An 11,883-nucleotide genomic window follows, 5' to 3' on the forward strand; every position below is an offset into this window, starting at 1 on the left:
CTCCCAATCCTGTCACATGGACAAAGATGTCTCTGTTTGTGTCGTCTTCAACGATGAAGCCGTATCCCTTAGCTTCATTGAAAAATTTTACAGTACCTGTTGGCATAATGTTGAAATAAAAAAATTGAAATAAGGTGAAAACACAAAGATTTTATTCGCGATTCAGTTGATATTCGAAATGCCTTCACCAAATAATTGAGGGAGGCTCAAAGCAATGGCGAAAGAAATTTTGGAAAATCTTGTTAAGACATCTTGATTATAATGAACAACTTACAAAATCTTTAATCACAAAGAAACAAAAATTGTTTGTAAAACAATTTATTTGGTAAAAGAATTTGTAAACTAACGACTTAGCGGTATTTTGCTTCACCATACCCTTTGATAAAAAACCGTCAGGTTGATTGTTTATCCCCTCTAAAATTGGTAACTATGAACTAACAATTCGAGAAAGGCATGAACAAACTTCGATACTACGTTGAGAATCAAATATTTGGAGTATGTGCCAAGCTGGGTGAAAAGCTGAATTTTCCAGCAAGCAGCATTCGGAAATACTTCATCTACGCTACCTTCATGACCTTTGGCTCACCGATCATATTGTATCTGGTACTTGCATTCTGGATGGAGATCAGGCAGCATTGGAGAAAGAGCAATAGTCCTACGATTTGGGAGCTATAGGTGGGTTTACCCCGGAAAGTTGTTCAAAATGGTGCTTTCCGCGCACGAAATATTCCCACACAATACTTTTGTAATAGAGTGGCGCCCTGTAAGTTGTACGCGGTACATCCTTCATCAATGAAGGGATCATTCTGTAAAATGCAAAATGCGCTCTGATAATGGCGAGTACATCCGGCCAGGCTCCTGCTGCCATAAAGCGCACACTTGAAATCCCATCCAGTACCAACCTGATAAAAACCGTCTTCCACCTTCTTCCTTTCGGAAGGTTTTTAAACAGCATAATCAGGTTATTGCGATAGTTCAGGAATGTTTTTCTCGGATTTGATTTGTGCAAAGTACCACCGCCTACGTGGTAAACAACTGACCTGCCGCAATATGTAATGCGGTACTGCATATTTAAAAGCCGCCAGCACAAATCAATTTCTTCCATGTGCGCAAAGAAGGATTCATCGAATCCATTCGCTTTATGGAAAGCGGAGGAGCGCATAAAGAGGCAAGCGCCAGTTGCCCAGAACACATCCTTTTGATCATCATATTGCCCAAGGTCCTGATCGCGGGTATCGAAAATCCTGCCCCTGCAAAACGGATATCCCAGGTAATCCATAAAACCACCGGCAGCACCTGCATATTCAAAGTGCGTGGGCAAGTCGTAGGCGAGGATTTTAGGCTGACAAGCTGCAATACTGTTGTCAGATTCCATGAAGGAAACGACGGGCTCAATCCAATTTGGAGTTACCTCGATATCTGAATTCAGCAGGATGTAGAAGTCGGAGGTAATTTGCCTGAGCGCCTCATTGTAGCCTCCTGCATAACCCTTGTTCTCGGCAATCCTTAATGTTTTGATTTCGGGAAAATTCGCATCTACCCAGTCCAGGGAATGGTCGGTAGATGCATTGTCCGCTATCCAGATGTCGTGACCGACCGAATAGCGGACAATGTTGGGAAGAAATTTTTCGAGATAATGCTTACCGTTGTAATTCAGGATTACGATCGCAACAGAGGAGGTCATCGGGGGAGTTGTTATTTCATAAACCCACTCAGATCCAGCCCTGGGATATTGGGTAACACACCGTCAGTTGCTTTTTGTAAATGCGCTTTTATTTTGGGTTCGATATTATCGAAAGCCCGGTTTACTGCTGCAACGATAAGATCCTGCAGCATTTCCTTGTCTTCTGGTTTGATCAGGTCCTGATCGATATCCAGACTGATCAGCGACTTTTGTCCATTTACCGTGGCTCTTACCAACCCGCCGCCTGATTCAGCGGTTTCTGTGATGGTAATAAGTTGTTCCTGAGCTTCTTTCATCCGGGACTGCAGGTCTTTCATTTTACCCATCATGCCCATCATGTCTGCCATATTTCCAAACATATCTTTAAACCGTTAAGTGTTGGCTTCTACAAATTTCTTTGAAGATTTCTACCTTAAAAGCATAAAAGTACCACTTTTTTCAACTGTTTGGTTGATGTCGTCCACGAAAGTCATTTTGTAAACGTAGGATCCCACGGGTGCATTTTCACCATTGATGGTTCCATCCCAGCCTTTTGCAATATCTTCCGAATGGAAAACCACTTCTCCCCACCTGTTAAGCACAGAAAACGCAAATGATTGCAGCTGTGTTGATTTTGCTTCCAGCACATCATTGTAACCGTCTCCATTGGGACTGAATGCGTCAGGCACAAAAACGCCAGCACTTCTGCGGTAATTGATAATGTTGGACAAACTCTCGAAATCCTCCGAAGCCGAGTTCGCACGGATCTGGAAATTATATTCCAGATCGCTCTGTGCACTGAGTTGAACGGTGTAGCTTGTTTTAAGCTGGTTTGGGATGGTAGTAGAACCGCCGGAGGCTATTTGATTTACCTCATAATTGTCAACACCTTCGAGCAGTGGTGATTCTGGCGACCAGGTTAATGTAGTAAGGTTTTTTTTCAGTAAAATCGTGCAAATTGGTTGTGTTACAGGCAACTTCTGCCCGCACGAATTTTGATAATTAAAGCGGTAGCAATAAGAAGTTTCAGCGGTTTTTACATCAGGATCCGAATATTCGTTCTGGTTATAAAGCGTGATTATTTTTCGGAAAGTAGGTGTTCCGGCTTCTGCTTTTTCAATGGAAAGATCATAGGTGCTATTAGGCCCTGCACCCGGCACATTGGCTTTTATAACTACAATATTATCCCCCGCCACAGACACAGAAGCTTGTAATATCGGCCTGGCAGAAGATACCTCCGTCTTCACACCAACAGGTGCCGAAGTAGATGTTACATCTTTAAGCTTAGCAACTACCTGGTATTCCGAATAGCTTCCGCAGGCAACATCCTCATCGGTATAAGTAATCTCTTCAATGGAATTGAAGCTCTTGATTACCGTTCCATCCCGAAGCAAATCGTAGCTGACGAAATCGGCATCGGCGGGATATTTATTCCATGTTAACGTATTTTTTCCATCTACCGACTTTCCAGCCAGCGTCATACTTGTAATTACTTTGCTGTCTGTCAGCCCCTGGCAAAGGTCCTGAGAAGAAAGCTTTACCTTGTAGCTTTGATTTACATTAACATTTTTAATGTCCACAGGCTGCAAGCCTCCAGAAGATCTTTTTCCTGCGCTACCAAATGTATTCCCGTCAGTACTGTATTTGATTTCAGTAGGAATGGCAGTTACACCCAGGTAATTCAGCCGCAAAACTCCGCTGCCCAGCATCTCAACCGATTTGATCGATATATCATTAAGCTGAGCTTGCTGAAATGAAATTGGAATATTGGCAGTTGCACCTTGTGCGCAGGATTTACCAACATGCAACCCTGTGATTTTTACGGTCGGGCTTGTACTTGTATTCGTGTAGTTATGTTCAAATATATAGCTGTCACCCCTTTTCCAGTTTGAAGTCTGGCCGTCGCCCCATTCAATTCTGGCTTCATCATAACCCGCAATGATCTGGTCTTCCGCTAAACTGAGTGTTATTTTTCCGCCGCCGCAAGAAGAATATGCCGCGGTAAGCTGGCGACTTTCGAAAACTGTCACGCTCTTGCATGCATAAATTACACCGCTTGGTACTACTACCTGCTGGAGTACTACAAAACTTCCCCGAATGTTGTAAACATTGGAAGTGATCGTGCTCAAACTTGGCGCAGCTCTGCCGTCGTACCCATAGTTATACGAAACATTCAGACTATTTGAAACAGTATTTGTGAGCTTTACAGCCAAAGGCGCACATCCTTCTGAAACATCTATATCAAAACCACCCCCGCCTTGCTTACACAAACCGATAGTAGGATCCTGCGCATTTGCAGGAGTTTTCAGTAAACAAAAAAGACCAACTAGAACTGATTGAAGAGGTAGCAATAATTTCATAAGTGTGCAATATTAAGCTTCGGCTATAACGACAGTCAATTTAACATTGAGCAATATGGAATTGTGAAGCGTATCGGGGAGATCTTGAAATCAGGGTCGCAATCTACGCAAATAATTAACGGGAGAGACTCCAAACTATTATCCGTACAATCAATGGATTAGAAAAATCCTACCTTATCAATAAAAAGCTACCTTTCCTTGCAATTTTTTGACCTGAACTATCGGTCGCATTGATCTGATAAATGTAGTAGCCGCCCGCAGCCTCTTTGCTATTCACCTTACCGTCCCAGCTTCCCGATAAATCGCTGGTGTGAAAAACCACTTCGCCCCACCGATTGAAAATGGACATTTCAAACTCGGAAATAAAGTAGCCTTTTACCTCAAAACGTTCATTGTGAGTGTCTCCATTTGGTGTGAATGCATCCGGCACCAGTACGATCGGGTCACTTCTGAATCGAAGCAGATTGGAGTAACTGGTCATAGAACCATCAGCTGACTTCGCTTCGACCCGGTAAGAATAGGAAGACTGTTTTGCAAGATCCAAAACATGTGCCGTACCCAGCTCTTTGGAAATTACAACCTCGATGTTGCCCTGGTTATCAAGCTGATGCAAATCGTAAGAACTTACCGGCTCTGTAAATGGCGAATCTGCATTCCAGACAATTTCAGGTGCCTTGCTCGATAAGAGGATGGAACAAACCGGGCTACTGAAATCGGGTGATTTCTGGTTGCACGCATTCTCATACTGAAAACGATAGCAGTAAGATTCTGTCGAAGGATCGACATTGGTATCTACAAATTGCAGGCTCTGATTGTCCGTTGCAGATATCTTTTTAAAATTGCTGCTACCTCGCGGCGCGCGCTCAACGATGAGGTCGTACGAACTGGTCAGTCCCTCACCGGCTAACGTAACCTGCGTGGTGATCGTGCTATTGTCCTGAACTGTAACACTCGCACGATTAATCATAGCGGGGATTGAGGTTTGAGGTTCCAGTACAATGGGCGCTGAATAAGAGCGGATATCGTTGCCGATAATAGCTACAATCTCATATTTGTAACTGTTTCCGCAAATGACATCAGTATCAGAATAGGAAAGTTCGGTAGCCGACGAAAAGATAATCGCACCATCCCTTTTTAACTGATACATTGTTATATCACCTGTATTAGGCAGATTCTGCCAGGAAAGTGAAATAATTTCGTCGAGTGACAGCGAGGCTTCCCTGATACTTATACTACTTACGGTTGGGCTGTCCACCAGCTCATCACAGATGTTTTTGGAAGAAAGCTTGAACCTGTACAGCTTCGTCGGGTCCAGCCCTGCGATGGTAGCCAGCTGAGTTCCGCCGCCCTGCCCCACCTTTCCGGTTGGAGTAAATTGACCATTTCCATTGTCTATCAAAACTTCCGTAACAACACCTTCGACGCCTTCGTACAAAACTCTGGCTTCACCTGATTCCAGCATTTCCACGCTTTTGATTTCAATTCTGGCCAAAGATTGCGGAGTAGTTCCGGTCAAAGTTCTCACTCCCATTTTCTGCTGACAATCCGCATTGCGGTAACTTCCTTTTAAAGAAATGGGACGGCTGGCATTTGATGCATAAGAATGATCAAGATATAAACTGCTGCTTTTGGGACTCCAACTCTGGGCAGAACCATCGCCCCAGTCGACAATAATGGCATCATACGCATTGGAAATACTGTCACTGATCAGTGTCAATCTCACTTTTCCGTCGGTACACCTGATCAACTCAGCATTCGGAGCGCGTGTCTCTTTCACAATCACATCCGCACATTGGCTGAAACCTGTACCATTGGCGCTTCCATATTGCAGAATTGTGTAGGTACCCGGCAGGTTGTAGGTAAAAGTAGAATCCGGCGTTGCTAATGGGGGGTTTGGGGCTGTGGTTTGCGAACGATCAAAGTTGTAAGCATATGTGACACTTTCGGCCTTGGGAACCAGGTTTTTCAACGTGACAGTCAGTGGCGCGCAACCCTGGGAGGGTGTAATGGAAAAACCGCCCGTGTTTCCGCAAAAGCTTTGACCCGAAACCTGGTAGGACGAAGCCAGGAACAAGCCCAACACAAATGCGATCAACTGCCTGAAATTCATAGATGAGTAGAAATGTCCCCTGATAAGTCGTCTTGCTCCAAACTTTGAAACGGTTAAGATAAATCCATTGTTAACCATTCGACCAAGTTCAAAAATAGAACTTTCGATATTAACAATATACCTTTGTACGGTAAAAACGAGTTTTGGTTTAAAACTATTTTTCATCAACCCGATTAATGAATAGCACTAACAATCCGATTAAGTTGAATTCCATAGAAGATGCCATTGAGGCAGTCAAAAGAGGTGAATTGATCATTGTAGTGGACGATGAGGATCGTGAAAATGAAGGTGACTTTATCTGTGCAGCAGAGCTGGTTACCCCTGAAATCGTCAATTTCATGGCGCGTGAAGGTCGCGGCCTGATCTGCGTTCCGATTACGGAAGAGCGCTGCGCCGAGCTGGACCTGGAAATGATGGTTGGCAACAATACGGCGCTGCACGAAACTGCATTCACCGTTTCCGTCGATCTTTTGGGCAATGGCTGCACAACCGGGATCTCCGCAAGTGACCGTGCCAAAACCATTCAGGCGCTTGTCAATCCGGAGACCAAACCGGAAGATCTGGGCAGGCCGGGGCATATTTTTCCGTTGAGGGCAAAAAAAGGCGGAGTACTCCGGAGAACAGGGCACACAGAAGCTGCCATCGATTTTCCGAGACTTGCCGGGTTATCTCCTGCAGGCGTTTTGGTTGAGATATTGAATGAAGACGGGTCAATGGCGCGCCTTCCTCAACTGCGCGAGATTGCTAATCGGTTTAATCTCAAACTGGTCAGCATCAAAGACCTGATTGAATACCGGCTGCGCGAAGAATCGTTGATCAAGCGGGAAATTGGGGTAGATATGCCGACTGCCTGGGGTCATTTTGATCTTATTGCATACCGTCAGATCAATACCGGCGATCTGCATTTGGCTTTGGTAAAAGGAACCTGGGAAAAAGACGAACCTGTACTGGTACGCGTCCATTCGTCTTGTGTTACCGGAGATATTTTTGGCTCCTGCCGTTGTGACTGCGGTCCGCAGCTGCATGCCGCCATGGATATGGTTGACAAAGCAGGCAAAGGTGTGATCGTTTATATGAACCAGGAAGGACGCGGAATCGGACTTTTGAACAAACTACGCGCCTATAAACTACAGGAAATGGGCCGAGATACTGTTGAGGCTAACCTCGAACTGGGCTTTCCAATGGACGATCGCGACTATGGTGTCGGGGCGCAAATCCTGCGTGACCTGGATGTTACCAAAATCAAACTCATTACAAATAATCCCAAAAAACGCGCAGGTCTGATCGGGTACGGACTCGAAATCATAGATTCCGTAGCTGTGGAAATTCCTGCGAATCCATTCAATGAGAAGTATCTTCTTACCAAAAGGGATAAAATGGGACATAACCTGAGCAATCTTACTATTCCTGTTAATAAAGGATGATCACCATCAGGACCGCTGAAACAGAAGCCGACATTCTCAAATGCCGCGGCGCAATACAGGCGCTGAGACCGGGTTTGTCGGATGAAATGTACCTTTCGGAGGTAGTCAAAACACTGGCAGACAACCGGAAAATCATTTTCGCAGAAACAGAAAACGAAGCGGCCGCAGTAGCTGTTTTTGAGACAGGCTATAATCTGTTTCGGGGCAAATACATTTATATAGACGATCTTTCGACACTTCCGCAACATCGCGGGAAAGGTTATGCAGGAATGCTGCTGGACTGGATCATGGATTATGCCCGGACAGGCAATTTTGATCAGGTACACCTTGACTCGGGCGTTTCGGAGGCAAGAACGGACGCGCACAGACTCTATCTCAACAAAAGATTTCAAATTACCAGCCTCCATTTTGTAGCCAAAGTGTGATGATCACCAGAAGCGGCAGTGGATCAAGTGAGCATATTTTACAAATGAACATAAATCAGATCTTTGAAGCATTCGATTCCCTGCGTGTATTGGTGATCGGCGATGTTATGCTGGACTCTTACGTCTGGGGAAAAGTGGACAGGATTTCACCTGAGGCACCCGTGCCCGTTGTAACTGTTCAGAGGCGCGAATACCGCCTCGGTGGTGCGGGGAATGTGCTTTTGAATGTACAATCACTCGGAGCAGAAGCGATCGTTTGCTCGGTGATCGGCGCGGACAGTTCCGGAGATTTGCTTGAAAATAGTTTGAAAGAAAAAGGCTTGAACTGTGAAGGGCTGATTCGCAGCGACGCCCGCATTACAACCATCAAAGAACGCATTATCGCTGGCTCACAACAGGTTGTCCGCATTGATACTGAAACAGACCGCCCTATTTCCAGAAGCGAAACGCAGCAGCTGGTGGAAAAAGCGAAAGAGCTGATCCCGACCTGTCACGTTATTATATTTGAGGACTACGATAAAGGTGTTCTTACAGCTGAGTCAATCGGCGAAATAACTGCATTTGCCAACTCACTTAACATCCCGACAGTTGTAGATCCTAAAAAACGTAACTTTCTTTCCTATAACCACACTACCCTTTTTAAACCAAATCTCAAAGAGCTTCGGGAAGGTTTGAAAGTGGAATTTAATGTCGACAAGCCGGAGGAATTGCGTGCGACTGTGGAGCAGCTGAAAGAAACTTTGAATGTAAAAGGCGCATTGATCACCCTTTCTGAGCGCGGCGTTTTTATTGATCTCAATGGAGAAACACACAAGCTCCCAGCGCACATTCGTCACATCGCTGACGTTTCCGGTGCAGGCGATACCGTGATCAGCATTGCTGCCTGCTGTGTTGCATTGAACTTACCGCCGAAGTCGATTGCAGCGATCTCAAATCTCGGTGGTGGACTGGTTTGTGAAATGGTAGGCGTAGTTCCAATCAACAAGGCGCTGTTAAAATCCGAGGCAGAAAAACTGAACCTGGCCTGATCCCCAACATATTCCGATTACCAGTTAATACCAGTCTGCCCAAGGCCCATTTTCTTGATAAACTTGGAAGAAAGACTTGACCGGCTTGTAATATAGCGCACGCTCGCGCCAATATAAGGCGTGGTTGCAGGTGTATAGGAAGTCAGATTTTCTCTTGCGCTGTTGAATGTACGAAGCTGCCGGAAAGTGGTAACACCAGCTTCAAGCGAGACGTTTATTACGCTGAAAAGGTGCGCATTGGCCGACATTCCAACTTTAATGTGCCTGTAATTTTCGCGTCTGAGTGTTTTTTCTTCGGGAGTCTGAAACTGAAAACCGCCGCTATATCCATTCAGCCCGCCAAACATATCCACATTAAACCACTTGGTAGCTTTATAGTTTACATTCGCCACAAAAGGCAGTAATGCAGAAGCCCGCCAGTGTTTTCCCAAACCTTTATTCACCGCGAACACCGGCACAAAGCGCAGTTTCTGATTGTAAGCTATCACTGACCCGTAGGCAATCTGCGTTCTTAAACCCAGAATATGCATGCGCGCGGCACCACCCCAGAAAAATGGCTGCGGACTAAAGAATGTCTCGTTTGTCTCCGTCATCCCCAAACCCCCACCGTAAGCCCAGAGTCGGTCTTTGATGCTGGCCTGCAACCTGATAATGCCTAGTGAAAGTGTCTTGTAGCCGTTTCCTGGAACATTCTTGGTGTCAATAGTAGGCTGGATCTGCGTGTATTGTGCGATAGCCACGGTATGTACCGCACGTAAATCAAACTTTTTTCGCAAGCTGAATCCCAGCTGCACCTCACTTTGCAGCGGAATAACCCCCAGAAACCCGGTTCTTGACATCCCGTAATCCTGCACACCGTCGAGGCTGGAAGGCACGTAGTAATCTGCTTTTAATGTAAGATTAGGATAAAAAAGCCGGCTTAATGCAAAATGTTGCGCATTGGCAGCTGTTATCGTCAATAACAAAAGACACGCCAGGAGGTACCGGTTATTTATCATAAAGCAAAATTAGGGGGTGCGTTAATCTGGCAAATAACGTGAAAGTAAAATAGGGTATTGTGTTTGAAGATTACCTCACCAGGCTGATCGCTATTTTTCAACAGTAAAGAAGTATAAATAATGGTACAAAACTCTTCCTGTTCTGTATAGTCTGAAAAAAGTTTGTTACAAAACTTAACCTAAATACACGATGAACGTAACACTGCTCCTGCTCATGATTTGCGTCTCGACAGTCGCCTATTCCCAGTCGGCCGGACAAACTTTCGCTGAAAAACTAGGATACCCGAAAGGTAAAAAGGTCCTGATTATCCACGTTGACGATGTTGGAATGAGTTACGAGTCAAACCAGGGTGCGATACGTGCGATCCGGGAGGGAGTTGCCAATTCGCTGAGTGTGATGATGCCCTGCGGCTGGGTACCGGGCTTTGTTAAATATTGGAAAGAGAATAAAGACCTTGACGCGGGATTGCATTTGACGCTGACTTCTGAATGGAAAGACTACCGTTGGGGACCTTTGGCCGGAAAACAACAGGTAAAAGGCTTAACAGATCCGGAAGGCGCCTTGTGGCCCAGTGTTGCAGAGGTAGTAAAAAATGCATCGCCTGATGAAGTAGAGCAGGAAATCCGTGCGCAGCTCGACCGGGCCAAGTCAATGGGCTTTGAACCAACGCATCTTGATTCACATATGGGGACATTGTTTGCTACTCCCCAATTTATCGAGCGGTACATTAAAGTCGGGATGCAGGAAAAAATCCCTGTTATGTTTCCCGGAGGACACAATACTGCGGTTCGGGCGGAAGAAAAGCTGGTTGCCGAGCAATTTGAAATGACACAGAAAATAGGTCAGCAACTCTGGAATGCAGGTCTCCCCGTACTTGACGATCTGGAAAACAGCAGCTACGGCTGGAAAGGCCCTGAAAATGGCGATAAGTCGGAGAAAGCAATGCAACAATACAAGACAGCAAAGTACATCGAGGCTTTTGGCAAACTAAAGCCCGGACTTACAATGGTGATCATGCATTGCACGATTCACACAGAAGTATTCCCAAAAATATCAGACTCGTGGCCGACCAGAGAAGGAGATTTTCTGGCAATGATAGATCCTGAATTGAAAAAATACATTGAAAAAGAAGGTATTGTACTGACTACCTGGCGCGAAGCAATGCAGCGCAGGCAAAAGGTGAAGTAGGAGTGAATTATGACAATCCGTCATTTTCGATTCCAATATAAGACGCGATAATCTTGTAAAAATCGGGCGGGAGAAATGGTTTGACCAGATAGTCGCTGAACCCGCTGGATAATGCACGCTCCCGTTCATCTTCGAATGCAGAAGCAGTTAACGCCACGATCGGCACATCAGGATTCAGCGCCCTGATTTGCTTTGTGGCTTCAAAACCGTCCATTACGGGCATTCTCAAATCCATAAAAATCAGCTCGTGGCCTTTTTCGCGATATAGGTCTACCGCCTCTTTCCCGTTTGCTGCGAGGTCAAACGGGATTTTTTTTCTTTCAAGAAGTCTTGTCGCGAGCATCAGGTTTGTTGCATTGTCGTCGACCAGCAATATTCTGGCGTTGAGATTGAAATGGGCAGTCAGCAGCTTTTCAACCGGCAATGGAGCCGCTTTTTTGACAGAATATGGCAGCTCGATTTGAAAAAAAAATGAGGAGCCGCTGCCCAACTCGCTTTCCAGTTTGATTTCTCCGCCAAACAGGCGTACAAGCTCACGGGATATAGCCAATCCCAGCCCCGTGCCACTATCCTGCCTTTCAACCAGACTTTTAACCTGCGTGAAAATATGAAATACATTGGATTGCTGCGATTCTGATATCCCAATACCGCTGTCCGATACTTTAAATGCGAGGGTAATTGTAGAG

The 11,883-nt window shown here is 45.4% G+C and carries 12 protein-coding genes; 5 read left to right on the forward strand and 7 right to left on the reverse strand.

The annotated features are described in order from the left end of the window. Nucleotides 1-106: cold-shock protein (locus tag ACTIE6_RS06265; RefSeq protein WP_439555825.1), on the reverse strand; the 106-nt coding region annotated here is incomplete at its 3' end. Nucleotides 107-453: 347 nt separating this feature from the next. Here ACTIE6_RS06265 and ACTIE6_RS06270 point away from each other — a divergent pair. Next, nucleotides 454-675 (forward strand): PspC domain-containing protein, encoded by a 222-nt coding sequence (locus ACTIE6_RS06270; RefSeq protein ID WP_056279397.1) that lies wholly within the window; start codon nucleotides 454-456, stop codon nucleotides 673-675. Here the strand turns inward: ACTIE6_RS06270 and ACTIE6_RS06275 are convergent. From ACTIE6_RS06275 to ACTIE6_RS06290, 4 genes are all read right to left on the reverse strand, one after another. After that, nucleotides 656-1,684: a glycosyltransferase family 2 protein gene (locus tag ACTIE6_RS06275; protein ID WP_439555815.1), complete on the reverse strand. Its 1,029-nt coding sequence runs from the start codon at nucleotides 1,682-1,684 to the stop codon at nucleotides 656-658. The two genes, ACTIE6_RS06270 and ACTIE6_RS06275, sit on opposite strands and share 20 nt — an antisense overlap. An 11-nt stretch (nucleotides 1,685-1,695) precedes the next feature. Beyond that, nucleotides 1,696-2,043 (reverse strand): YbaB/EbfC family nucleoid-associated protein, encoded by a 348-nt coding sequence (locus ACTIE6_RS06280; RefSeq protein WP_439555816.1) that lies wholly within the window; start codon nucleotides 2,041-2,043, stop codon nucleotides 1,696-1,698. Nucleotides 2,044-2,091: 48 nt separating this feature from the next. Further along, entirely contained in the window at nucleotides 2,092-4,023 is a 1,932-nt protein-coding gene (locus ACTIE6_RS06285; RefSeq protein WP_439555817.1) for a gliding motility-associated C-terminal domain-containing protein, read from the reverse strand. A gap of 169 nt (nucleotides 4,024-4,192) precedes the next feature. Further along, entirely contained in the window at nucleotides 4,193-6,133 is a 1,941-nt protein-coding gene (locus ACTIE6_RS06290) for a gliding motility-associated C-terminal domain-containing protein (RefSeq protein WP_439555818.1), read from the reverse strand. Between the two features lie 176 nt (nucleotides 6,134-6,309). Here ACTIE6_RS06290 and ACTIE6_RS06295 point away from each other — a divergent pair, with 176 nt between their 5' ends. Genes ACTIE6_RS06295 through ACTIE6_RS06305 form a run of 3 tightly spaced genes read left to right on the forward strand, consistent with a single transcriptional unit; the run spans nucleotide 6,310 to nucleotide 9,010 of the window. Beyond that, nucleotides 6,310-7,557, forward strand: coding sequence for a bifunctional 3,4-dihydroxy-2-butanone-4-phosphate synthase/GTP cyclohydrolase II (locus ACTIE6_RS06295; protein WP_439555819.1), 1,248 nt, complete (start codon nucleotides 6,310-6,312; stop codon nucleotides 7,555-7,557). Beyond that, nucleotides 7,554-7,982, forward strand: coding sequence for a GNAT family N-acetyltransferase (locus ACTIE6_RS06300; RefSeq protein WP_439555820.1), 429 nt, complete (start codon nucleotides 7,554-7,556; stop codon nucleotides 7,980-7,982). Before ACTIE6_RS06295 ends, ACTIE6_RS06300 begins: the two co-directional genes overlap by 4 nt. A gap of 44 nt (nucleotides 7,983-8,026) precedes the next feature. Beyond that, nucleotides 8,027-9,010 (forward strand): bifunctional heptose 7-phosphate kinase/heptose 1-phosphate adenyltransferase, encoded by a 984-nt coding sequence (locus ACTIE6_RS06305; RefSeq protein WP_439555821.1) that lies wholly within the window; start codon nucleotides 8,027-8,029, stop codon nucleotides 9,008-9,010. A 17-nt stretch (nucleotides 9,011-9,027) separates the two neighbouring features. On the opposite strand, the gene ACTIE6_RS06310 is transcribed toward ACTIE6_RS06305, so the two are convergent. Continuing rightward, complete coding sequence (locus ACTIE6_RS06310; protein ID WP_439555822.1) at nucleotides 9,028-10,008, reverse strand: hypothetical protein; 981 nt, start codon at nucleotides 10,006-10,008, stop codon at nucleotides 9,028-9,030. Nucleotides 10,009-10,198: 190 nt separating this feature from the next. On the opposite strand from ACTIE6_RS06310, the gene ACTIE6_RS06315 reads away from it, so the two are divergent. Continuing rightward, nucleotides 10,199-11,197, forward strand: a complete 999-nt coding sequence (locus ACTIE6_RS06315; RefSeq protein WP_439555823.1) for a polysaccharide deacetylase family protein — start codon at nucleotides 10,199-10,201, stop codon at nucleotides 11,195-11,197. A 7-nt stretch (nucleotides 11,198-11,204) separates the two neighbouring features. Here the strand turns inward: ACTIE6_RS06315 and ACTIE6_RS06320 are convergent. After that, the coding region (locus ACTIE6_RS06320; protein ID WP_439555824.1) for a response regulator at nucleotides 11,205-11,883 on the reverse strand (679 nt) is incomplete at its 5' end.

This window comes from Dyadobacter sp., from assembly GCF_051859145.1.
Classification (GTDB): domain Bacteria; phylum Bacteroidota; class Bacteroidia; order Cytophagales; family Spirosomataceae; genus Dyadobacter.

What these genes read in the sequence shown, in the direction of transcription:
- ACTIE6_RS06270 (WP_056279397.1), top strand. Translation starts at nt 454, where the DNA reads ATGAACAAACTTCGATACTACGTTGAGAATCAAATATTTGGAGTATGT.
- ACTIE6_RS06275 (WP_439555815.1), bottom strand. Translation starts at nt 1,684, where the DNA reads ATGACCTCCTCTGTTGCGATCGTAATCCTGAATTACAACGGTAAGCAT.
- ACTIE6_RS06280 (WP_439555816.1), bottom strand. Translation starts at nt 2,043, where the DNA reads ATGTTTGGAAATATGGCAGACATGATGGGCATGATGGGTAAAATGAAA.
- ACTIE6_RS06285 (WP_439555817.1), bottom strand. Translation starts at nt 4,023, where the DNA reads ATGAAATTATTGCTACCTCTTCAATCAGTTCTAGTTGGTCTTTTTTGT.
- ACTIE6_RS06290 (WP_439555818.1), bottom strand. Translation starts at nt 6,133, where the DNA reads ATGAATTTCAGGCAGTTGATCGCATTTGTGTTGGGCTTGTTCCTGGCT.
- ACTIE6_RS06295 (WP_439555819.1), top strand. Translation starts at nt 6,310, where the DNA reads ATGAATAGCACTAACAATCCGATTAAGTTGAATTCCATAGAAGATGCC.
- ACTIE6_RS06300 (WP_439555820.1), top strand. Translation starts at nt 7,554, where the DNA reads ATGATCACCATCAGGACCGCTGAAACAGAAGCCGACATTCTCAAATGC.
- ACTIE6_RS06305 (WP_439555821.1), top strand. Translation starts at nt 8,027, where the DNA reads ATGAACATAAATCAGATCTTTGAAGCATTCGATTCCCTGCGTGTATTG.
- ACTIE6_RS06310 (WP_439555822.1), bottom strand. Translation starts at nt 10,008, where the DNA reads ATGATAAATAACCGGTACCTCCTGGCGTGTCTTTTGTTATTGACGATA.
- ACTIE6_RS06315 (WP_439555823.1), top strand. Translation starts at nt 10,199, where the DNA reads ATGAACGTAACACTGCTCCTGCTCATGATTTGCGTCTCGACAGTCGCC.